The sequence below is a fragment of the Deinococcus rubellus genome (assembly GCF_025244745.1).
GTDB lineage: Bacteria > Deinococcota > Deinococci > Deinococcales > Deinococcaceae > Deinococcus > Deinococcus rubellus.
Window position 1 is genome coordinate 499,930 of record NZ_CP104213.1, and the last position, 21,365, is coordinate 521,294.

Here is a 21,365-nt window from a genome sequence, read left to right on the forward strand (position 1 = left end):
CGGCAAACCAGGGGAGAAGTCTGCTGGCCCAGATAGCCAGCCTCTGAAGAGTACCGTGCCAGACATTTCTCAGTTGTTGCGGAGCAGGCAGTTCATCCGGGCAACACTCAATTGCACCATATCTGGCGCTTTTGCCGGATATGGTTCCATCTCGTCTTGAACGGAATTTCAGCGTAAACAGCAGCGATAAGTGTCTCAGCCTTCCCCGAGGACGCCGCTCTCCTGGACCGGGCAGCACCCGAACGCTGTTCTCAATCGGGAGTCCGGATCAGTTGGCCTGCGCCCACTTCAAAGCGTCGGCGGGACCGGCGGGTAGGTGGCCCTGGGCCTGATACAGCTTGGCACCGGCCAGGAGGTGGGCCTTGGCCTGGGCCGTCTGGCCGAGTTTGCGCTCCACCAGCCCCAGCACGTAGGTTGCCAGCGCATTCTGGTCGTTGTCCTTGACGGCACTCTGAAGGAATTTGGCACTCTGGGCCAGGCCCGCCGCGTCGCTCTTGCCGCTGTAGTTGCCGCCCGCGCCCATGAACCCGCCGGGTGCGCGCTCGCCCCGGTAGTAGTTGATCTGCGACTTGAGGTAGGCCAGGTCGAGCGGTTGCGCGGCGCTGAGCGCGATGGGGGCCTGGGTGTCGGCCCGCGTGAAGCCGGTGATGCGCTGGCCGCTATAGACCGGGTGCGCGAACCGGTAGGCCCCGCCGTCCCGGATCAGCAGCCCCTGGTGGGTCATGAAGGGTTTCGGGTCGCTGGCGTCGTCGAGCAGCGCTGCCTTGCCGGAGGGCAGCCGCACCAGGGCGACCACGTGCCCGAGGTTGCTTTCCTGGCCCTGGTCGTTTTGCCAGACCATCACGCTGCCCGCGTCCAGGCCCGCTTGCTGGAGGAGTGCGGAGATCAGCAGCGATTGCAGCAGGCACTGGCGCTGCCCGGCTTTGACCGCGTAGGCGAACTCATAACCGCGCTCCAGGCTGAAATTGGGCAGGATTTTCTTGATGAAGGTGTGCGCCCACTGGGCAGTGTCCTGGGCGAGCTGATCGCGCGTTTCGCCGCTGGCCGCAGCGAGGGCCGCCTTGCGCGCCGCCAGCCCTGCCAGCAGGGTCTTGCCGCCTGCGAGCGGCAGATTGGCGGCGGCGTATTTGCTCTCCAGCCAGCTTGAGAAGTCGGGCGAAGTCAGGTCGCGCACGGCATACGAGTCCTGGGTCAGCGCCTTGAAGGCGGGGCTGCTGTAGGCGTAGGCCGCGTCGCTGGGAGAAGGAGTGGGCGCGGCAGCCTGGGTCACGCCCAAGAGCGCCATGAGGGACAGCCATCTGAATTTAGTCATGGGGAACCTGCTTTTGAAAGAGAGGTGAGACGACAAAGGAACAGACCATCAGTCCATCTTATTCAGTCTCGATCAGGAGCGTATGAAAGGCGGCCAGATTCAGAGTTTCCAGATGAAGCCGCGCCGTGCCAGCACCCACAGCCCCAGCCAGAACGCGCCGACGTAGCCGAGGCTGTAGACCCAGCCGCCCGCCTGGACGCCGAGGCCACGCTGCGCCAGGGTCAGCAGCGCGCCTAGAATACTCTGCGACTTGCCGGTCCAGTTGACCTGCCAGACCGCCAGCACCCATAGCTTGAGCAGAATCGGGAAGACGTAGGCCAGCAGTGAGTTGCGCCCGGCCACCGTGAAGGGACTCAGCAGCCAGGCGAACTGGCCCCGGCGGGCGTCGCCGATCAGGTAAAGGGCCAGCATCCCCAGCGTGCCCAGCCCTGCCGAGTAGAGGATGTAGGCCGGGGTCCAGACGGCCTTGTTGAATCCCAGGGCGTCGGCGGAGAGCCAGCCGCCCAGGGCCAGTGCCGCACCGAAGGCCAGCAGCAAGGGCACCTCGCGGCGGCGGTTCTTGAGCGGCTGGGCCGCCACACTGCCGAGCAGCACCAGCGCAGTGGCCGGAACCACCGAGGTGAGACCGCGCAGCCCGAAGTCGTTCAGGAACATGGCGTTGAGCCGCTGCACGGCGTTGTCGGCCTCGCTGAACGGCGCGCTGAGCAAAAAGAGCCGGTAGACGACCAGCAGCACCAGCGCCACGCCCAGCCGCCAGCGCACCGGAAAGCGGGCCATCAGCCCGGCGCACAGCGAGGCCAGGGCGATGAGTTGCAGCACGCCCAGCCCCAGGGTGGGGGCCTGATTCTCCACGCTGGTCAGCAGCGCACCTACCAAATAAAGCGGTATGGCCCGCTGAATCAGCTTGAACACCGTGGCGCGGTCCGGCCACCAGCTGCCGTCACCAGCTGCCCGTTTGCCCAGCGAGAAGGGAAGAGACGCCCCGGCGCAGTACAGAAACCAGGGAAACACCAGATCGGTCAGGGTCAGGCCGCCGCCCCAGGGCGCGTGAACGAGCTGGTCGGGGGTGTAGCGGCCCAAGGAAACGTTGTTGACCAGTAGCATCAGCAGGATGGTGAGGCCACGCCAGGCGTCCAGCGCCACCAGGCGTCGGGCGGGCACGCGGGTTTGTTCTGGAGCTGTGTCCGGGGCCAGCTGTGCAGCAGCGTCGGGCGCGGCAGTCGGCGTCAGCTCAGTGGGGTCGCCAACGGGTTGGGAGGTGGGCGCACTCATGCCCGCAGTCTGCGCCCACACGGCTAGGTCTGAAGTGAAGTCGGTTTGGTTTCGTGTGGATCTGGAATGGGCCAGGGCAGAATCCACACAATTTCATCTGGAATTTAGATTTGCGTGGATCTACATCCAGTCCAAGATCGGGACGGATATACCTCAGTACCTCGCTGCCCTCTTCGGGGCATGGCTGTCCCCATTTTTTTCTTTTCAAAGGAGCCTTATGAACCGATTGATGTTGCCGTCCGCTGCCCTCCTGGCCGCTCTGAGCCTGGCCGCCTGCTCACCCAAGTCGGTGGTCGTGCCGACACCTGAAGCGCCCCAGGGCCGGGTCGTGTATGGCCTGACCGGCAGCGGTCGACTGGCGGTCTTCGGCCTGGGCAACCCTGCCGCCAGTCTGACCACCAGAGACGTTACCGGGCTGGGCGACGAACGCCTCACCGATATCGACAGCAATACCAACGGTGGTGCGTTGACGGGCCTGAGCGCCAGCGGCAAGCTCTACACCATCGATCCGGCCAGCGGCGCGGCGACCTTCACTGTGGTTGCCGCCGCGACCGGTGTGGGCACGCCCGAAGTGATTGACTTCAACCCGGCGGCCCAGCGGCTGCGGGTGCTGTCGGCGGGTGACATGAATTACCGCCTGACCCCGGCCACCACGGCGGCGACGGCGGGTGCCGTCACGGCGGACGGTCAACTGATGTACCTGGCGGGCGACGCCAACGCGGGCAAGAATCCCAACCTGGTGGCCGCCGCCTACACCAACAGCTTCAAGAACTTCAAGCCCGAGGCCACTGCCACCACCCTCTACAGCGTGGACGCTGACCTCGATATCCTGGTCAAGCACACCAGCACGGTGCTCCCGGCTCCGGCAGGCAACTTCAGCACCCTCAACACGGTGGGGCCGCTGGGCATCGACGCTACCGCCAATACCGGCTTTGACATCGTGGGCATGGACGGAGGCGTACCTCAGCGTCAGTAGTGCTGGCAGCACCCAGCTTTACAGCCTCAACCTGACGAGTGGCGCGGCCATCCTGAAAACCAGCCTGAGCAACCTGACGCTGCGCGGCATTGCCCTGGAACTGCCGACCCAGTAAAGCTTGCCTCTGGTCTGACGCAGCTAGCGCCGCAGGTAGCGCCCGCCCTGCTCATCCACCAGACCGCACAGGCCCAGCATCGTCAGGGCGAGCTGGGCCTGACTCATGTCCAGCCCGCTGCGCGAGACAATGTCGTCGAGTAGCGCTGCGCCGATTTCCGGCAGGGCCGTGTAGACCAGTGCCTGTTCGGGCGTCAGGTCCAGATTGACAGCAGCAGGAGCCTCGCCCCAGCCGAGTTCTTGCAGCACGTCGCCCGCGTGCTCGGTCAGCACCGCACCTTCGCGCAGGAGTCGGTGCGGCCCGGCAGAGAGCGGATCGTTCGCCCGGCCCGGCACCGCGAACACTGTGCGCCCACATTCCAGCGCGTGCGTCGCCGTGATCATCGCGCCGCTCTTGAGGTCGCCCTCGACGATCACCGACCCCGCACTCAGGGCGGCGATCAGACGGTTGCGCTGCGGAAAGTGGTGGGTGGCGGGCCGGGTGCCCATTGGGTATTCGCTGACCAGGGTGAGGCGTGTGGCCAGCCGGGCATTCTCCGCCGGGTAGATCACGTCCACCCCGCAGCCGAGCAGCGCCGTGCTGACCCCGCCCGCGTCCAGGGCCGCCAGGTGCGCCGCGCTGTCGATGCCGCGTGCCAGGCCGCTGACGATGTTGACCCCGGCGCGGGCCAGGTCGCCCGAGAGCTGGCGTGTGAGCCTGAGGGCGTGCTCACTCGCGGCGCGGGTGCCGACCAGGCCCACTGCGCGCGGCACCACCTCCAGCGGCACGTCGGGGCCGCGCACCCACAATGCGGCGGGCGGGTCTTGCAGCGCTTCCAGAGCTTCTGGGTAGCCGCTGAGTCCCCGGCCCAGCACCTGCACCCCGGCTTCCCGCGCGCGGCTGAGTTCCTGCTCGGCGCGCACCCCCACGCCCGGCATGCCGACGGCGCTCAGCGACTTGCTGTCGAGGCCTGGCACCTCGCGCAGGCGTGTCAGGGGTGCGGCCAGCACTGCCCCGGCCGAGCCGAAATGCCGCCGCAGGTTCTCGATGCGGCGCGGCCCCAGTCCCGGCGTCAGGCGCAGCGTCAGCAGGGCCAGCAACTCGGCGTCCGGGTCGGTGGCGGGGGTGGGTGCGGGGGCGTCCAGGCAGCTCATCCGCTCACACTAGGCAAGTGGGCCTGACAGTTTCCCGACACGGCTCCCACTCTCATCCGCACGGTCCTGGTAGAAGAGACTGACGCTCCGGTGAGACGCCGTAAGCCATTTCCTCAAGGCAATGTCCGCGCCGCCGGTATATACTGACGAAGTCTGGGGGCGATCCGGTTTCGACGGGGATCTCTGAAGGATGTGTTGCGTGTCGAGGTGGCCGTTGGCCTCGTAAAAAAGCGGCAAAGCCTTTAACTGGCAACCAAGAAATGCAGTACGCTTACGCTGCCTAAACCCCAGCGCAGCAACCGTTAGAGCCTTGCCATTGGCGCTACGCGAGCTGACTTAAACAATGGCTAGCTCCGGTTACATCCTGGGACCGGGCGCGAAAACAAACAGGGTTAAGGAAAGGGAAGCCTGCCTGTGGGCCAGCCCCGCCCCGACAATTCATACTCAGGCTACACACGTAGAGTCACGCTGAATGGGTTTTCGGACGAGAGTTCGACTCTCTCCGCCTCCACCACAGATGAAACGCCGCTTCCATTCAAGGGAGGCGGCGCTTTCTTATGACCGCCCTCGGGCAGGTGGCACGCGGGACGCGGAAAAAGAGATGGAGGCAGTTTGAATTATCTCTGTTCACGCTGTCATTCAATGGACGCTGCACTGATGCACCTTCTATTTTGACGATTCTCTGACGCTGCCGGAACATTGGAGAGTTCACGCTGGCCATCCAACGCCCTGGGCTGAGACCTCCCTGCGGATACTCTCGCCCATGCTCGGCACCGCCTCTTTGGTGGCGCTGTAAGGACCAGGGCTGATGACCCGCCTGGCCACGTTGCCGACGAGGAGCAGGTGACCCCGGCTGGCGATCAGATCGGGCAAACTGGCCTGCGCCGTGAGGGCTGGGTCCAGTGCGTTGGTCGGGATCATCTCGCGCCGCTGGCATGGCTTGGCCCATGGGTACCCAGCCCGGCAGCGGCCAGCGCCCGCAACCCGCTTAATCGAAGTTTTCCGGGTAGCGGGCCAGCAGGGCCGCCGCCACGCCACTGCTGCTGCTGGCCCCGGGAATGAGGAGCCTTCTGGCCTGTAATACCGACCTGAAGAGTGTTATGAAAGCGAGTCTAGCGGAGTCGGCTGACCGGGCGGATACCTCTGAGAGAAAGATGTAAGCGCCCGTCTTTATACTTTCACTAACTCATGCCGAACCCCGTCTTCCAACTCACCTCACGCTCCTTATCGAAGGTGGTGTCGGGCCGTGCTGCCGAGACGATGCTGAGAGATTCGCTGCGAGACCTCAGGCTCTCGCCTGACACGGTCACGGCGCGGGATATGCAGCGGGTGCTGGCTGGACCGCTCGAACGCCGACTTTCACAGGTGCTGCCCGGCACCGCCGCCTTCGACAAGCTGCGCGCGCTTTCGCGCCGACTTGAGCGCAACGATCTCAGATCCTCCACTCTGTTTGACCAGAACGCCCGGACCGTGACCTGGGATCAGGAAGACGACACCATCTGGAGTGATGACGGTCACCTGCCCGGCGTTGAGGACAGGCCGGACCGTGCACCGCCGACTGCGGCCAGACGCCCGCCGCCCAGCCCTGCACTGCCTGACGCTCGTTTCAAAGCCACATCACCGGTCCCCGAAGCGGGCCGAAAAGAGGAGAGCGTGACCGACCTGAGTGCCCACCAATCCGCTGCCAAGGCCCCGAAGACCGATCTGAAAGATGAGGCGTTCGCCGCCAGTGCCGAGGAGTCAAGCGTCGAAGAGTTCGGTGCGGACGACTTCGAGTTCAGCGATCCTGAATATGCCCACCTGCAAGCGGCCCACAAGCGCTACGAACTGGCGACCCCTCAGGGCCAGGACGCGCTGCTCTACGAGCTGGCCCGGCACGCGGGCGTGCAGACGGTGGTGCTGTGCAGCACCGACGGCCAGGTGCTGAGCGTGCGCGCGCCGCAGGGTGCGCCGCAGCTCGGCAGTGTGGTGGCCGCCACTGCCATGCTGTTTCGGCAGCGCGACCTGAGGCTCCTCAGCGCCGATCTTGGCAGTGCCACCGTCTGCATGCGGGTGCTGGGCAAGTACTGCGTGGCCCTGCTGGCGCGCGGCGATGTCAACGTGGGGCGGCTGCTGAGCGAGCTGCAGCAGATCGAGGTGGCGGCATGAGCGCGTCTGATCGTCCGAGCATCCTGCGAGGTGGGGCGCTGCTTCTGAGCCTGTCGCTGCTCGGCAGTGCAGGCGCGCAGAATCTGGACGCCTACCGCCAGCTCAAGGTGGCCCTCGGGAACGCCGTGCAGGACCGGGCCTTCAGCAAGGCGCGAAGCCTGGGCGATCTGCAAAAAGCCCAGCAGGCGCTCGATACCCTCAAGCCCACCATCCGCAGCGATCTCCTCGCGCAGGGTCTGGACGCCTCGCTCTCGTCCTCGCGCGCCTCGCTGGCCCGCAGCGCCGCCGATCTGGAGGCCCAGGTCACGCAGGCACGTGGGCTGATGCGGGCGGTGCTCTACAGTCAGACCCTCAGTGCCCTGGCCGCTGCCCAGAGCGCCGCGCCACCGGCTGGTCAGAGCGCCAGTCTGCAAAACCAGAGCCGGTTGCTGGCCGAGGAATTCGGTCTGGACGCCGCCAGCCGCAGCTTGTTTCTCAAGTCGGTCAGCCGGGATGCAGCGCAGGCCCAGCGCCTGCTCGACCAAGCCGCCGCCCGCAAGGTGCAGGGCTATCTGGGGGCGGTCAATCTCGCGGACCGCGCCGGGGCCTACCTCAACCTGACCCGCGCCGCCAGCTGGTTCACGGCAGCGCAGGGCGCGCCCGCAGCGGGCAATTTACAGGTGGATCAGTTTGCCAGCGCCTTCAGCGCCTTGGGCGGCGGCGACAGCGGTGCGGCCCGCAGCGCCCTGCAAGCCCTGCGCGCTGGTGCAGCCCGCTTCGTGATTGGAGCGAGCGCGGCGCCCGGCAGCGCGTCAGCCGTGTTGCCGCCGAGCCAGGCGACTTCTCAGGGCACGCCCGGCTCAACCATTCCCAGCCAGACCGCCCCCGCTGCGTCTCCCACCCCGGTCGGCCAGCCCATCGCCACGGCTCCGCTGTCCGGCAGTGGCGAAGCTGGAGTCGACCAGGTTTACGCGAATCTGGGCCGCGCCCTGAGTGCGGCGGCGGTGGCCGACCAGCCTGCTGCCCGTCAGGCCCTGGCCGACGCCGAGCGGGCGCTGGGCCAGGCCAGCACGCTCAGCCGCAGCGTCAGCTACCCGGTGCTGGCCCAGGACCTGAGCACCCTGAAGACCCGCAGTGGCCTGCGCCCCGGCGACGTGCAGTCGCTGATCGGGGAACTCGGCAACGTCGAGGCTGAGGCGAGTGCCAAGCCCGGCAGCGTTTTGAACGCCTCTGCTGCCAGCGTCTCGCGCAGCTTCGGCGGCGGCGTGCGCGCCATCTTCTTCTTCGTGCTGGCGCTCCTCTCGGCGTACCCGCTCTATCTGCTCAACCTGGCTTTCGGCAGCCGCAACCCCTACTGGCGGGCCATTCTGGGCGGGCTGATCCTGCTGCTGCTGCCCGCACTGCTGGAGGGTGTGGGCGGCCTGCTCGGCTTTCTGGGCGACCTCTCGGGCGTCGGCGCGCTGCGTAGTCTCACCAACCTGACCCTGACCCAGAACGCCTGGGGTGGCCCCGTCTGGATTCTGAGCCTGCTGCTGGCCCTGACAGCGCTGACTTACGGCTTCCGTGGCCTGTGCCTCCAGTTCGGGCTACTCGGAGCCAATGCCAGGCCGCTGCAAACCGAAACCCAGAGCAGTCTGGAATGGGACGAGGAAATCTGATGGCGCGGCTGGTGCCGGGCGGAAAGCGGGGACTGAAGCTGCGGCTGCTGGCCGTTCCCGGGTTCGTCCTCAAGGAGAATTAGCATGTCTTACCAGCAAGCGGTGCGCCAGCTCGGCGACCTCATTTCAGCGCGGGCGCTGGAGCGGCTGATCGAGAGCGCGGCGCAGGACCGCTCGCTACGCGCCGAGCAGCTCTCGCCCGCCCAGCTCGCCGATATTCTCAAGCGCGACGTATTTCGCCGCCTCCAACTGACGGTGCCTGCCTCGCTGGCCAAGCGCCGCATCGAGGAGGTACTGGCAGAGCTCGCCAGCTCGGCTCCGGCCACCCCGCTGATCCGGCCCGCCACCCCGACCCTCTTCGGCGACCCGGCGCTGGCAGAACGGGGCAAAGCAGATCGGGCGGAGCACGCCGCCCCTCAGCTTCCGGCGGCCACGCCCGAGCAGCGGGCGCAGGTCGTCCAGCTCGAAGACGCCCTCAAAACCTACGCGCTGTATTTCGACTGGCCGGAAGTCAAACGCCTGCGCGCCCTGAGCGTGGTGCTGCACGGCGAACTGGACGCGGGCAAGCCGCTGCCGGACAAGCTGCTCTCCGAGGGCCAGGAGCTGCGTGAGACCCTGGCGGCGCGCCTGGCCGAAGCTCTGGTGATGCAGGAAAGCGATCTGGCCGAGCTGCGCGCCGGGTTTGGCCGCGTCGAGGGGGTGGGCGGTCCCAAGGTGCGCCGCCTCGGCGGCTTGCTCCAGAGCATCGAGGCGGCCCAGAATGAGGGCGCGCTGCTGCCCTCGGAAGTGGAGCGGGCCCGTGGCCTGACGATTGACCTGCGCAAGCTGGTGGCCTCATCGGTGGTGGGTTTGGCGGTGGACGGCTCCGCTCCGCAGGCCAGCGACGATGTGGTGCAGGAGATGCGCGAGATGGACCGCGTCCACGAGGTCCGGGCGCTCTCGGATCTCAGCCGCGAATTCGCTCCGCTGCTGCGCGTCGAGGCGGCCCTGAACCTGGAAGTGCAGGCCGCCAGAGAGCGCCTGGAAAGTGGTCACCTGGTCGGCGAGGAGCGTTTCGTGCGCCTGCGCGGCGACCTTGAGGCGGCCCAGGCGACCCAGCTCGACGCCCAGCAACTCGAACTCGGTGAGCTGGAAGCCCGGCTGGTGCAACTCGACGCCTCGCTGGGAGCGGTGCAGCAGGCCCAGCTCAGCGTTTCGGTGGCGCTGGGTCTACTGGCCTCGGGCAGCCTCGCCACCGACGAACTTCGCCTGCTCGCGCGCAGCCTGCCGGTGCTGGAGCGTGAAGGCGAGAGCGCCGAGGATGCCCTGGAAAGCCAGCGCGAGCTGCTGGAAATCGAGCAGGCGGCCCGCGATCTGCCGGTCATCGAGGGTCTTCAGGGTGATCTGTCGCAGGCGGCCCAGGCGCTGGAGCGCGGCGAGATGGCTGACCTCAGCGCCCTGTGGGCCGTGATTGACCAGCGCAAGGGCGCAGCGGCCCAGGAGCGCGAGGCCTACGACCTGCGGGCTCAGCAGGTGCTCGACGAATATGGCCGCTACCGTCATCTGGCGGGCGAGACGATCATGCGCCTGGGCCGCCTGGCCGATACCCTGCGCGCCCACCTCAAGCTCGGCAAGCTGTCCGCCGATGGCCGCGCCCACTACACCCAGGTATTGAGCGAGGCCGAGGCGCTGCTGAGTGAGGCCAGGGCCGAGTTTCAGGTGGCCCGCGAGGTCACCGCCCAGTTCGGCGAGGACGCCCTGACCGGCCTGCTCGATGCTCTGGGGCTCGACGAGGAACCGCAGCAGGAACTCATCACTGCTGCGCCGCTGCCGACAGGGCTGTGGGAGCTGCGCGGCGGTTCAGTCATACGCGGCGCGCCGGACCCGCAGGCGTGGTCACTGGCCCGCCTGAGTGCCCAGCTCGCCGAACTGCCGCCGCCCATCGGGGACGCCGAGGTACACCTGAATACCCTGGACGGCGTCTGGTTGCTGGTGCCGTATGTCGGCGGTCACCGGGCGGCCCAGGGCGCGAATATCGAGGACGCCCGAGCGCGCCTGAGTGCCTTTCCAGAATAATTCTCAGCGGATATCATGCCCTCCATGCAGCCAGGCCAGAGTCTTGAACTTGACAGCGACGCTGCCCAGCGGGCTTTCGGGGCTTCCCTCCTGCCTAGCTTGCCCGTCGGCACGGTGCTGTTTCTGGAGGGCGAACTCGGCGCGGGCAAGACCACGCTGACCCAGGGGCTGATCGCGGCGCTGGGCTTCGGCGGCCTGGTCAGCAGCCCCACCTACGCCCTGATGCAGCTCTATCCCACGCCGCAGGGTCAGGTGCTGCACGTGGACGCCTACCGGGTGCGCCGCCCCCAGGAACTCTACGAGATGGACCTGGAGCGCCTGACCGACGAGGCCCGCCTGAGCGTGATCGAATGGGGAGAGGCCTTCTACGACGATTTCCCCGACGCTTGGGTGCTGAAGCTGGAACACCTGGGCAGTGGGTTGGGGCGGCGGGTGACACGGCAGCGCTGACGGCCTAAGCCACTGGGTCAGGTCCTCTGGCTCCTTCTCAACCTTTCTTAAATCGAGCGGTCTTGCACTGAATTGGGGTTGCCACTCACACCATACGGCCTCTTACGCTCTCTGGACCATTCTCGCTGCTCCAGTTTTCTTTTTGCAGGTCTGCCTGTCTGTCCATTCATCCAGCCGCAGCCATCAGGCTCTACATCTGGGCTGTTTGTTCAACAGTTCCAGAGGGGCAGTATGAAAGCAGTGCTCTGGCACGGCATTGGTGATATTTGGCTCGACGATGTTCCCGAACCCTGGCTCAAGGAGAAGACGGACGCGGTGGTGCGGCTGACCGCCAGCGCCATCTGCGGCATGGACCTGCACTTCATTCGCGGCACGATTCTCGGCCACGAGGGCGTGGGCGTGGTCGAGCAGGTCGGCGACGACGTGCGCAACTTTCTGCCGGGTGACCGGATGGTTATTCCGTCCACCATCTCCTGCGGCTCCTGTTCCCTGCCGGGAAGGCAACACCGCCCAGTGCGACAACGCCCAATCCCAACGGCCCCTCAGTAGGCATGGCCTTCTACAGCAACCCCAAGGACTCCGGCCCCTTTGGCGGCCTGTAAGCCGAGAAGGCCCGCATCGCCCACGCCAACAGCGGCCTGATCAAGTTGCCTGGTACTGTCAGCGACGATCAGGCCGTCCTGCTCTCCGACATTTTCCCTACCGCCTACTTTGGGACCGATGTTGCGGGTGTCAAGGAGGACAGCGTGGTGGTCGTGTTCGGCTGTGGGCCGTTGGGTCAGTTCGCCATCATCAGGGCCAGATTGCTGAGCGCGACCCGCATCATCGCGTTGGACTGGCTGCCAGACCGACTCGACATGGCCCAGCGCAACGGGGCTGAGACCGTCAATTTCGACACCGAAGACCCGGTGAAGGCCGTGCAACGCCTGACCAGCGGGGTGGGAGCCGACTCCGTGATTGACGTGGTGGGCATCGACGCCCAGCACGCCTACAGCGGCCCGGCCAAGCCCGATGCCGAGCAGCTCAAGGCAGTTCAAGGCCCAGGTCTAGCAGAACGCCCCCGACGCCAAGCCCACCAAGGATGGTCAGTGGGTGCCCGGCGACGGCCTTTCGCAGGTGCTGGAGTGGGCAGTGGAAGTGGTCAAAAAGGCGGGGCAGATCGGGATCATCGGGGTGGACTCGCCCACCACGACCAGTTACCCCATTGGCAAGGCCATGAATAAGAACCTGACCCTCCGAATGGGCAACTGTGACCACCGTGCCTACATTCCCCGTCTTGTCAACATGGTGGCTGCTGGCGTGATTGATCCCACCAAAGTTCTGACCCAGGATGAGGGGACTCAGGACGCCATCAGCGCCTACAAGGCGTTCGACAAGCGCCAGCCCGGCTGGATCAAGGTGGAGCTGGAGCCGCAGCAGGCCCGAAAGGAAGTCTGAACATCTGAGGGTCGAAGGGTCTGGAGGGTGTCGTCTCCCAGATTCTTCGGCTTTTAACCTTCTTTTTAGTTCCCCGTTGCCCGCGCTGCTGTGTGGCAGCCGATCTCGCTCTCGCCCTCAAGCAGCCCCCGCGCCGCAAGTTCGTGAAGTACTGCCGCGCAGTAAGTATGCAGCGTCTCGGCACTGGCCGCGCCCAGCGTCAGGGGAGAGAGGCCGAGGCGGCGGGCTTGCTCAGCCAGATAAAGTTCAAGATCACTCACCCTCACAGCATAAAAGAAGGGCCGGACAAGTTACCCTGTCCGGCCCTCCTGATTTGAGTTGGTTTAATCGTCGGCGGCGGCGGCCTGCATCTCGCGCTCGTCGGCCTCACGCAGCTTGCGGATGCCGCGTACGATGCCGATCACCGCGAAGTAACTGATCACCGGCAGGGCAATCGCCAGAATCCACAGAATGATGTTGGCGTTGCTTTCTTGGAGGATGCCCGATTGCACCAGCTCAGGTCGGTAGCCTGCCACACTGAAGACCCCGATCATGACAAAGAAGGCGATCCCGAGTCCCAGCCTCACCGGATAATCGGTGGGATTCTCGGCGTAGTACTGGTTCTCGCTGCTGCGGTCAATCAAAGGAATGGCGAACAGCAAGCCGATGATGACGCCCGGCGTGACCAGCGCGCCGAAGAACTCGGCGTTGAACACCCCGCCCCACAGATTGAATTCCAGGCTGCCCGGCAGGATCGCCAGGATGCCGAAGACCCACAGCAGGTAAAAGTCCGGCTTGACGATGGGCGACTGGTTACTCGGCGGCCCGAAGACTTCGACGGGGTGCACCGGGATGAAGGCGGCGAACAGCATCACCAGGCCAGTGAAGACCAGCGCCAGCATCAGCATGATGGGGGTCTGCTGGGTGATCAGCGGCACGCCCACGATCTTCTTGTAGGCCAGCTCCTTGGCGTAGCGCGGCTGGGTGTGCTTCTGCTTGATCATCAGCAGCATGTGCGCGCCGGTCAGGGCCAGCAGGATGCCGGGGAGCAGCATGATGTGGTAGCCGTAGACGCGCGAGATGATGCCGGGGCCGGGGAACTTGCCCGCAAAGGCGGCCTGGCCGACCCACTCGCCGATCCAGGGAATGCTCGAGGCGATGCCCACGACGACCTTGAGGGTGGTGAAGGCGAAGTTGTCGTAGGGCAGGCTGTAGCCGGTGACGGCGGTGAGCGCAGTGAAGATGATCAGCAGCAGGCCGATCCACCAGTTGATCTCGCGGGGCTTCTTGTAGGCTCCCGTGAAGTAGATGCGCATCATGTGCATCAGGCCCGCGCCCATCATCAGGTTGGCCATCCAGTGGTGCATCCGCCGCAGCATGTCGCCGAACGGCATGGCGTTGATGTTGATGGCGCTGGCCCAGGCAGCGGGCACCAGGTTGACCGAGGTGGGGTCGAGCGGGTTCTTGACCAGCACCGTGCTGGGTTCGTAGAACAGCGCCAGAATCGCGCCGGTCAGGATCAACACGATCAGCGAGAACAGCGTGATTTCACCCAGGAAGAAACTGTGGTGAACCGGAAAGGCTTTACGCAAAAACTTGTCGTTCAAACGCGAGATGTGAAGCCGTTCGTCGAGCCACTGGTTCATAGAGTCTTCGCCTCCTCAAGCAGCGCTTTCCAGTCGCTGTCCGTCAAGCCAAAATAGGGACCTTCCAGCGGCGCAGTGGCCATCACGCCGTCGCCGTCGAGTTTGATCGGGAGTTGCGGCAGCGGTTTGGGCGGTGGCCCGCCGATGACCTTACATCCCGCGCGCGGATCATACGCCCCGGAGTGACAGGGACACAGAATGGTTTCAGGCTTGGAGGCGTTGTCGCCCACCTGACAGCCGAGGTGCTGGCAAATGCCGCTGTAGGCGACCACGCCCTGATCGGTGCCCTTGAGGTCAGTGGGGGCCACCAGTTCGGCCACCGGGAACTTGTAGATGATCAGCAGGTTGTTGGGTTCGTCCTTCTTGATGACGGTGTTGCCCTTGTTGTCCTTGCCCTGCGGCCAGGCGCGGGTGATCTTGTCGTTGAGGTCGGCCACCTTGATCGGCAGGCCGTTGTTGGGGCCTTCGGCATGCACCAGGATGTCGCCGTCCACGGCAGGCAACTTGGCAAAGGTGATGCGGTTGGGGGGGCGCACTCCGGCCAGCGCCGTCACCAAGCCGAGGCCGCCCACGGCTCCAGCGGTGCCGAGCGCCACATTGATGAACTTGCGCCGGGAAATTTCAGGGTCTGCACGTCTGTACTTGGTCATAAGTTTTTCACCATGCCCGCGGCAACCCCGCTTACCACGGGAACTCACCGCTGGAGTCTTCGATCAGCACTTCGCTGTCCATGAAGTATTTCTTGTAAAGGCCTGCCGCCACGCCCAGCAGGAGGACGACCATCGCCGAATAAAAGCCTTCTGCCGTCACATCGGGTTTGACGATCGGGTCGGCGGACCACCCGGCCAGGTCAACCAGAATCTGGCGGGCGAACAGCACCCCGAACACCATGACGCCGATCAATGTGGCCATCATCGCCAGCATCGAGAGCGGTGAGCTGCGGGTCTTGTGAATGCCGGGCTTGAGTTCCTGTCCCTCGGCCCAGACGCTGTACAGGCCGATGATGCCGTAGGTCAGGCACAGCAGCATGAAGGTGACGAGCGTGATTTCCGGCAGCTTGATCTCTTCGGGCACGAAGCGCGAGCGGTTCTTGAGCACATCGGGGCTGATGGTGCTGGCGGCGGCGGCGACCACGGCAGGCGTCACGAGCGGCGGGGTGGCCTTGTTACCCCAGGAGTTGAGCACGTAGTTGGTCACGGCGTAGATCTCTTTGTCGCTGAGCTTGCCCTGATAGGCGGGCATCACCCCTTTACCGTTGACCACGCGGGTATGGACCAGCACCGGGTCCTGCAAAATGACTTCCTGTCCGGCCAGCTTCGGGCCCACGCCGCCCTGCCCGTTGAGGCCGTGACAGCCTGCACAGGCTCCGGCTCCCTCGGCAGCGTTGCCCTGGGTAAAGATCGCCTTGCCCAGCACAGGCCAGTCCTTGGCTGCTGCCGCACTGAGGGCCGGATCAATCTTGACCGGCTCAGGGGCAGTTTCCTGGTTGAATAAAAAGAGAAGCGTAATCCACATAATCGCCGCGAGTACAATCGCGACCGAGGGCATCACTGCGTCGTTCCGTTCCACGTTCTTTCTCCCTCATGCGTGAAGTGACGCTGACTGCGCCGCGCTTTTTTCCTAAATCCGCGCCCAGCATACCACGCCCGCACTGGCCCCAAGAGCGCTGGCAACGCGCCCAGTCGAGTTTTCCACTGAAGCGGGGCACCCAGAACGGCGCGACTTGGCGTCCACTCAATGTATGTAAAAATGAGTGGTCTAAATGTCCCCGCCCACCCACTCATAAACCCCGCCGAGTGCGGCCAGGAGCGGGTAAAGCGTATCCGAGAGCGCAATCGCGTCGCGGTTGTCGGGGTGCCCGGTCAGGTCGCTGCCGCCCCGGCTGAGCAGGGCCACGCACAGCCCGCTGGGAAGCAGCAGCAGGCCGACATCGTGATGCACGCCGCTGAGTTCGCCGCTCTTGGTATATGTCGGGTAGAGGGGTTCGCCCTGGGCGTCTTTCGGCATCGGGCGGGCCAGAATGTCGCGGTACTGCTGGCGGCCCAGAATTGAGAGGGCCAGTTCACGGTGAACCGAGTCCAGTCGCTTGCCGTTCCACAACCCCAGCAGCAACCGGGCCTGCTCAGAGGCTGTGGTGCGGTTGCGCTCTCCCCGGCGCTGGGCTGGGTTGTGCTGACCGGGCGGTAGTTGCAGCTTGCCGATGAGCCGGGTGTGGGGGCAGCCCTGCTCGTCCAGCCAGGCGTTCACCGCCTCCACCCCCAGACGCCCGATCACCAGATTGGTGGCGGTGTTGTCGCTCACGATGATCATCAGCGTCAGCAGATCTTGCAGGCTGGGCCGCAGCCCCGCACCGAGTTCATGCAGCACACCCGCTCCGTTCACCTGGTCCTCGGCGTGCAGCTCGAAACGTTCCTTCAGGTTGAGTTCTCCCGACTGAATCCGCTCCAGCGCCAGTAGCAGCAGCGGCACCTTGATGGTGCTGGCCGCTGGAAACACCGTGTCGGCGTTGAGCGTCGCCAAGAGCTGCCCGTCCAGCGTGCTGACGTGCAGTCCCACCTCGCCGGGATACCCCTGGGCGCGGAGTTGCTCCAAAAAGACCTGACCGCGCTCCTTGGGCGTCACGTCAGCTTCAGGGAGGCCAGCGCGGCGAACGGATGGGCCGTGCCCTGCGGCCTGAGTGTGCAGAAGTCTGGCCCGCCGTCCGGCGTGACCCGGTGCGGGCAGTCAGGGCATTCAGGGAAGGTGAGGTCGGTGTAGGCCAGGTCCGGCTCGGCGGAGGTGAGTGCCCAGGTGCGGGCGCAACCGGCCCGGTACGTTTGGACGGTGGGACGCGCGGCACGCGGGCTGGGTGTTCTACTCAAGGTTGGCGATGCCTTCCCGAATGGCGTAGAGCGCGGCCTGGGTGCGGTTGTTGAGTTGCAACTTGGTGAAAATTTCCGAGAGTCTGTTGCGGACCGTCTTCTCGGAGATGTCGAGCCGCAGGGCGATCTCCTGGTTGGAAAAGCCCTGGGCCAGCAGCTTGAGGATCATGGTCTCGCGCTCGTTGAGGTCGGCGTGCTTGCCGCTGGGCAGCACCTCGCGCTTGTCACGGAAATCATCCAGCACATTCTGGGCCATGTCGGGGTCGAGCAGGGCTTCACCGCCCGCGACGCGCACGATGGCGTCAATCAGGGTGGCGGCGTCGGCGTCCTTGAGGATGTAACCGCGCGCTCCGGCCTTGACCGCCTCGAACACGTACCGGTCCTGGCGGTACATGGTGATGATGATGACGCGGGCGTTGGCGTCGATTTCCAGAATGTTCTGGGTGGCCTTGACGCCGTCGAGTTCCGGCATCTGGATGTCCATCAGGATCACGTCGGGGTGCGTCTCGGCAGCGTAGCGAATGGCCTCGCGTCCGTTGGCGGCTTCTCCGATGACGCGCATCCCCTCACTTTCCAGAAGGCTTCGTAACCCCTGGCGGAACAGGGCGTGGTCATCGGCCAGCAGCACACGAATCATGCGTGCAGTCTACCCCCGCTTCGGCGTCGGCAGTGGGCCAAACGTTACAGGCCCGGCCCATACACAGAGGCGGCAGGCGGGCGGCTGTGAACCTCTTGCAAGACTCCTTGCCTTAAACTGTCCAGCGTGATTACCTGGTTTGACGCCCTGCTCGTGACTCTGCTGGCCGCCACCACCGCCCTGGGAGCCCGGCGCGGGCTGGCGGGCCTGGCCTGGGGCGTGGGGATCGTGGCCGTCTGTTTTGTCTGCAACGCCCTGCTGAGTGGCTGGGTCGCCCTGCCCGCTGCGCTGCTGCTGGGCTTCGGGGTGGCCTGGCTGGCCCGGCGGCTGGTCGGCCCGGTCATTGAAACCTGGCATCTGGCAGTCGGGGCAGTGGGCGGCTTTCTGGCCGGGCTGGTGCTGGTGGGGTCACTCGCGCTGGGCTTCCCGATTGATCCGGTCAGCAACCAGTATCCGGCGGGTACCCTGCCGCCCAGCATTCACGACGCGGTGGTCAATTCCTACCTCAAGCAGGAATTGTTCCCGGTGTTCGGCAGCAAGAGCGCCTTGAGAACTTTGCTGATTCCCGATTTCAATCGGCGCTGATCCAGACTACTGACTGATCTCGCCCAGTGCCGCCAGCAGGGCGTCGTTCTGTTCCGGTGTGCCGATACTGATCCGCAGGCAGCCTTCGAGCATCGGCAGCTTGTCCTGGCGGCGCACCAGGATGCCGCGCGAGAGCAGGTGCCGGTAAGCAGCGTCGGCGTCGGGCGTGCGGAGTAAGAAGAAATTGGCCTGCGAGGGCAGCGCCGTGTAGACCGGGTGATGTCGCAGGGCTGAGAGCACCCGCTCCCGCTCGGCGATGGTCTGGGCGGCCCGCTCCCGCACGTAGCCGGGGTGCTCCAGCGCCACCTCGGCCACCGTCTGGGTCAGGATATTGACGTTGAAGGCGCTGACCAGCTTTTGCAGGTGGGCAGCCAGGGCGGGTGAGGTCAGCGCGTAGCCCAGCCGCAGCCCGGCCAGACCCCAGGCTTTGGAGAAGGTTCGCAGTGACACCCGGTTCTCGCGCCCGCGCACCAGCGCCCGGCCATCCAAGGCCGAGAACTGGTGATAGGCCTCGTCCAGCACGGCAATCCAGCCCTCTCCGGCAGCGTCCAGCACGGCCCGCACGTCGGCCTCGGCGTCGAGGTGCCCAGTGGGTGCGTGCGGCTGGGTCACGAACAGCAGGCCCGGCCCGCCCCCGCCCAGCTCGGCGCTGAGGGCCTCCACTGGCAGCGAGAAGTCGGGATTGAGCGGCATCAGCACCGTCTCTGCGCCGAGCAGGCTCGATTCCAGGGTGTAGACCGAGAAGGTCGGCTGCACGCTCAGCACCGTCTGATGCAGGCCCGCCAGCTCGGTCAGCAGCTTGATCAGCACGTTGCTGCCGGGTGTGACAACCACGCCACTGGGGTCCCAGTCTTCGAAGGCGGCGATCTTGTGGCGCAGGGTGTCGGCGTGCAGATCGGGGTAGCGGTTCCATTCCTGGGTCGCCAGCCGCTCCAGGGCCAACGCGCGCAGCTCCGGCGGCAGGTCCAGGGCGCTCTCGTTCTGGTCGAGCTTGATCGGCGCGTCAATGGCGGTAAACGGATAAGCCGGGGTGCGCCGCACCGCCTCGCGCACGCCGGAGAGGGGCGCAGCCTGGGTGGGAGCGGGGGAAGTGGTCATACTTCCGGTTATAACCTTTTTCCCAGATGACTTCAGCCGTCTGACTTCTGTTCGGTGCGGCAAGTTCGCACACGCCGCGCGCCAAACTCGTTACCCTGGGTGTATGGCCCTGCCCCCCACCGATACCGTCAAGATCAGGGACGTGCTGCGCCGCGCCCAGCAGCGTGCCCGCGACCTGGAACGCACCCAGCAGGTCCAGATCGGCGAAGACCTGTACTGCCGCATCGCGCCGGGCGGCTCGCGCTTCTTACTCTTCAGCCTGGACGACACGCCCGACCACGCCACCGCCGAGGCCATCGCGCAGGGCCTGGGGTTCAGGACGCCCGAGTACGGCTGGCACCAGGGTGAGACGCTGCGCTCGCTGACCGTCGTCGACGCGGCGGCGGGGCCGTTCCCAGCACCGCCACCCGGTCCACAGGCCGAATCTTCAGGAACGCCGAATACCGATGAGTCCAGCGGCGGGCCGCCTTCTTCCTAAACTGTCGCCATGTCATCCCAGTCGCCCGCTCTTCATACCCAGTCGCACCGCCGCTACCTGCAAGAAGCCCTCAAGCTGGCCCGCGAGGCCCAGGAGGCGGGGAGTTCGCCTGTCGGGGCGGTCCTGGTCGATGCGGACGGCGAGATCGTCTTCCGGGGCCGCAACCGCGTGGGCGAAGCGCAGACTGCTGAGCATGTGGGCGACGCCAGCGTGTCACACGCCGAGATGGACGTGTTCTTTCAGGCCGGGAAGCTCAAAGACCCCGAATCGCTGACCCTCTACACCAGCCTGGAACCCTGCCTGATGTGCGGCGGAGCCTCGTCGCTGCTGCAACTGGGAAGGCTGGTGTGGGCGACGGGTGACGCCTGGGGCGGATCGGGACGCCTGATCGCCTGGGCTGACCACCCTGCCATGCGGGAAACCGAGGTGGTGGCCTGCCCCGAACCTGATCTGGAACATGAGGGTGCGGCGCTGTTTGCCCCGGAAGCAAAAAAAGCCTTTCCCGACGAGGGCTGGAAGCTGTGGCAAGAGCGTTACCCGGTGGAAACGGCGGGGATAGACTGACCCCATGACCGTTCTGATCGTCGGCAGCCTCAACACGGACATTCTGGTGCGGGTGCGTCAGGCCCCCCAGCCGGGCGAGACGGTGCTCGGCGACGACGCCCAGATCGCGCCTGGTGGCAAGGGAGCCAATCAGGCGGTGGCGGCGGCCAGGGCGGGCGCGTCCGTTGCGTTCTGCGGAGCGGTGGGCCACGACAGCTTTGCCCCGGTGCCGCGTGAGGCTTTGGCGGCGGCGGGCGTGGACCTGACCCACTTACGCGAACTGGATGTCCCCAGTGGCGTCGCCCTGATCACCATCTCGGATGACGGCGAGAACAGCATCACGGTGGCGAGCGGGGCCAACGCTCGGCTCTCGGCAGCCGATTTGCCTGCCGACTTCTCCGGCGTGACCCACCTGCTGATGCAGCAGGAGATTCCGGAGGCCACGGTGCTGGCTGCCGCCCGGCGGGCCAGAGCGGCGGGCGCGCAGGTCATGCTCAACGCCGCCCCCGCCCGCGAACTGCCTGACGAACTGTGGCTGCTGCTGGACCTGCTGATCGTCAACGAGCACGAACTCGCCCAGCTTGCGGGCGGGCCGGAACATCAGGAAGAGGCGGCGGCCCGGTCATTGCTGGCGCGCGGTGTAGGGACAGTGATTGTCACGCTGGGCGGGCGCGGCTCCCTGGCCGTCACTCCAGATCAGGTGCTTGAGCAACCCGCACACAAAATCGAGGTGCTGGACACCACTGGCGCGGGTGACACCTTCTGCGGCGTGCTGGCAGCCTGGCTGGCGGGCGGCGTGGGGCTGGCCGACGCGCTCAAGGCTGCGAATGTGGCCGGGGCACTGGCCTGCACCAAGCTGGGGGCGCAGGCGGCCATGCCGACGGGAGAAGAGATCAAGGCAGCGCTCAAGAGTTGATTTCGGTAAGAAGGCTGTCTTGCTTGAACCGTGCCCCGCACATCCGGCACTGCCATACCACCGAATCGGGATCGGCGTGCCGCAAGT

General features: G+C 65.8%; 24 protein-coding genes, 1 other RNA gene and 1 pseudogene. 14 read left to right on the forward strand and 12 right to left on the reverse strand.

Features of this window, described 5'->3' with window-relative positions; all coding sequences use genetic code 11:
* Positions 1–268: 268 nt before the first annotated feature.
* Both N0D28_RS02585 and N0D28_RS02590 read right to left on the reverse strand, forming a co-directional pair.
* Positions 269–1,312 (reverse strand): hypothetical protein, encoded by a 1,044-nt coding sequence (locus N0D28_RS02585; protein ID WP_260560841.1) that lies wholly within the window; start codon positions 1,310–1,312, stop codon positions 269–271.
* A gap of 99 nt (positions 1,313–1,411) precedes the next feature.
* Entirely contained in the window at positions 1,412–2,584 is a 1,173-nt protein-coding gene (locus N0D28_RS02590; protein WP_260560842.1) for a heparan-alpha-glucosaminide N-acetyltransferase domain-containing protein, read from the reverse strand.
* Between the two features lie 217 nt (positions 2,585–2,801).
* On the opposite strand from N0D28_RS02590, the gene N0D28_RS02595 reads away from it, so the two are divergent.
* Both N0D28_RS02595 and N0D28_RS02600 read left to right on the forward strand, forming a co-directional pair.
* Complete coding sequence (locus N0D28_RS02595) at positions 2,802–3,560, forward strand: DUF4394 domain-containing protein (protein WP_260560843.1); 759 nt, start codon at positions 2,802–2,804, stop codon at positions 3,558–3,560.
* Positions 3,517–3,675, forward strand: coding sequence for a hypothetical protein (locus N0D28_RS02600; RefSeq protein WP_260560844.1), 159 nt, complete (start codon positions 3,517–3,519; stop codon positions 3,673–3,675). Before N0D28_RS02595 ends, N0D28_RS02600 begins: the two co-directional genes overlap by 44 nt.
* A 23-nt stretch (positions 3,676–3,698) precedes the next feature.
* Here N0D28_RS02600 and dprA read toward each other — a convergent pair whose 3' ends face one another.
* Positions 3,699–4,808 carry a DNA-processing protein DprA gene (gene dprA, locus N0D28_RS02605; protein ID WP_260560845.1) on the reverse strand — a complete coding sequence of 370 codons (1,110 nt, stop codon included), beginning with the start codon at positions 4,806–4,808 and terminating at the stop codon, positions 3,699–3,701.
* 155 nt (positions 4,809–4,963) lie between these two features.
* Between dprA and ssrA the strand changes: the two genes are divergently transcribed.
* Positions 4,964–5,322: a transfer-messenger RNA gene (gene ssrA / locus N0D28_RS02610) on the forward strand.
* Between the two features lie 194 nt (positions 5,323–5,516).
* Here the strand turns inward: ssrA and N0D28_RS02615 are convergent.
* Positions 5,517–5,729, reverse strand: coding sequence for an SDR family oxidoreductase (locus tag N0D28_RS02615; RefSeq protein ID WP_260560846.1), 213 nt, complete (start codon positions 5,727–5,729; stop codon positions 5,517–5,519).
* Between the two features lie 267 nt (positions 5,730–5,996).
* On the opposite strand from N0D28_RS02615, the gene N0D28_RS02620 reads away from it, so the two are divergent.
* From N0D28_RS02620 to N0D28_RS02650, 7 genes and pseudogenes are all read left to right on the forward strand, one after another.
* Positions 5,997–6,956: a roadblock/LC7 domain-containing protein gene (locus tag N0D28_RS02620; RefSeq protein ID WP_260560847.1), complete on the forward strand. Its 960-nt coding sequence runs from the start codon at positions 5,997–5,999 to the stop codon at positions 6,954–6,956.
* Positions 6,953–8,593: a hypothetical protein gene (locus N0D28_RS02625; protein ID WP_260560848.1), complete on the forward strand. Its 1,641-nt coding sequence runs from the start codon at positions 6,953–6,955 to the stop codon at positions 8,591–8,593. The genes N0D28_RS02620 and N0D28_RS02625 overlap by 4 nt, the downstream gene beginning before the upstream one ends.
* Positions 8,594–8,677: 84 nt before the next feature.
* Positions 8,678–10,648 carry a hypothetical protein gene (locus N0D28_RS02630; protein ID WP_260560849.1) on the forward strand — a complete coding sequence of 657 codons (1,971 nt, stop codon included), beginning with the start codon at positions 8,678–8,680 and terminating at the stop codon, positions 10,646–10,648.
* Positions 10,649–10,672: 24 nt separating this feature from the next.
* Complete coding sequence (gene tsaE / locus N0D28_RS02635) at positions 10,673–11,098, forward strand: tRNA (adenosine(37)-N6)-threonylcarbamoyltransferase complex ATPase subunit type 1 TsaE (RefSeq protein ID WP_260560850.1); 426 nt, start codon at positions 10,673–10,675, stop codon at positions 11,096–11,098.
* Between the two features lie 231 nt (positions 11,099–11,329).
* Positions 11,330–11,647, forward strand: coding sequence for an alcohol dehydrogenase catalytic domain-containing protein (locus N0D28_RS02640; protein WP_260560851.1), 318 nt, complete (start codon positions 11,330–11,332; stop codon positions 11,645–11,647).
* 206 nt (positions 11,648–11,853) lie between these two features.
* Positions 11,854–12,015, forward strand: a pseudogene (locus tag N0D28_RS02645) (glutathione-dependent formaldehyde dehydrogenase); the annotation flags it as partial.
* Between the two features lie 175 nt (positions 12,016–12,190).
* A complete protein-coding gene (locus tag N0D28_RS02650; RefSeq protein ID WP_260561958.1) occupies positions 12,191–12,535 on the forward strand; it encodes an MDR/zinc-dependent alcohol dehydrogenase-like family protein in 345 nt (114 codons plus the stop codon).
* A gap of 65 nt (positions 12,536–12,600) precedes the next feature.
* On the opposite strand, the gene N0D28_RS02655 is transcribed toward N0D28_RS02650, so the two are convergent.
* The 7 genes from N0D28_RS02655 to N0D28_RS02685 form a co-directional block, all read right to left on the reverse strand.
* The gene (locus N0D28_RS02655; RefSeq protein ID WP_260560852.1) at positions 12,601–12,795 is read right to left on the reverse strand and encodes a hypothetical protein; all 195 of its coding nucleotides are present in this window, start codon (positions 12,793–12,795) and stop codon (positions 12,601–12,603) included.
* Positions 12,796–12,858: 63 nt separating this feature from the next.
* Positions 12,859–14,160 carry a cytochrome b gene (locus tag N0D28_RS02660; protein ID WP_260560853.1) on the reverse strand — a complete coding sequence of 434 codons (1,302 nt, stop codon included), beginning with the start codon at positions 14,158–14,160 and terminating at the stop codon, positions 12,859–12,861.
* Positions 14,157–14,810 carry a Rieske 2Fe-2S domain-containing protein gene (locus N0D28_RS02665; RefSeq protein WP_260560854.1) on the reverse strand — a complete coding sequence of 218 codons (654 nt, stop codon included), beginning with the start codon at positions 14,808–14,810 and terminating at the stop codon, positions 14,157–14,159. Before N0D28_RS02665 ends, N0D28_RS02660 begins: the two co-directional genes overlap by 4 nt.
* A gap of 31 nt (positions 14,811–14,841) precedes the next feature.
* Positions 14,842–15,675 (reverse strand): c-type cytochrome, encoded by an 834-nt coding sequence (locus N0D28_RS02670; protein ID WP_312846429.1) that lies wholly within the window; start codon positions 15,673–15,675, stop codon positions 14,842–14,844.
* Positions 15,676–15,918: 243 nt separating this feature from the next.
* A complete protein-coding gene (locus N0D28_RS02675) occupies positions 15,919–16,782 on the reverse strand; it encodes a serine hydrolase (protein WP_260560856.1) in 864 nt (287 codons plus the stop codon).
* The gene (locus tag N0D28_RS02680; protein ID WP_260560857.1) at positions 16,779–17,021 is read right to left on the reverse strand and encodes a hypothetical protein; all 243 of its coding nucleotides are present in this window, start codon (positions 17,019–17,021) and stop codon (positions 16,779–16,781) included. The genes N0D28_RS02675 and N0D28_RS02680 overlap by 4 nt, the downstream gene beginning before the upstream one ends.
* Complete coding sequence (locus N0D28_RS02685) at positions 17,014–17,658, reverse strand: response regulator transcription factor (RefSeq protein ID WP_161882243.1); 645 nt, start codon at positions 17,656–17,658, stop codon at positions 17,014–17,016. Before N0D28_RS02685 ends, N0D28_RS02680 begins: the two co-directional genes overlap by 8 nt.
* Positions 17,659–17,784: 126 nt before the next feature.
* Here N0D28_RS02685 and N0D28_RS02690 point away from each other — a divergent pair, with 126 nt between their 5' ends.
* Positions 17,785–18,243: a hypothetical protein gene (locus N0D28_RS02690; RefSeq protein WP_260560858.1), complete on the forward strand. Its 459-nt coding sequence runs from the start codon at positions 17,785–17,787 to the stop codon at positions 18,241–18,243.
* A gap of 6 nt (positions 18,244–18,249) precedes the next feature.
* On the opposite strand, the gene N0D28_RS02695 is transcribed toward N0D28_RS02690, so the two are convergent.
* Positions 18,250–19,341 carry a pyridoxal phosphate-dependent aminotransferase gene (locus N0D28_RS02695; protein WP_260560859.1) on the reverse strand — a complete coding sequence of 364 codons (1,092 nt, stop codon included), beginning with the start codon at positions 19,339–19,341 and terminating at the stop codon, positions 18,250–18,252.
* Between the two features lie 103 nt (positions 19,342–19,444).
* Between N0D28_RS02695 and N0D28_RS02700 the strand changes: the two genes are divergently transcribed.
* From N0D28_RS02700 to N0D28_RS02710, 3 genes are read left to right on the forward strand one after another with little or no spacing between them, the layout of a single operon-like run.
* Positions 19,445–19,819, forward strand: coding sequence for a hypothetical protein (locus tag N0D28_RS02700; protein WP_260560860.1), 375 nt, complete (start codon positions 19,445–19,447; stop codon positions 19,817–19,819).
* Positions 19,820–19,828: 9 nt separating this feature from the next.
* Positions 19,829–20,383, forward strand: coding sequence for a nucleoside deaminase (locus N0D28_RS02705; protein WP_260560861.1), 555 nt, complete (start codon positions 19,829–19,831; stop codon positions 20,381–20,383).
* Between the two features lie 4 nt (positions 20,384–20,387).
* Positions 20,388–21,278, forward strand: coding sequence for a ribokinase (locus N0D28_RS02710; RefSeq protein WP_260560862.1), 891 nt, complete (start codon positions 20,388–20,390; stop codon positions 21,276–21,278).
* Positions 21,279–21,365 lie beyond the last annotated feature (87 nt).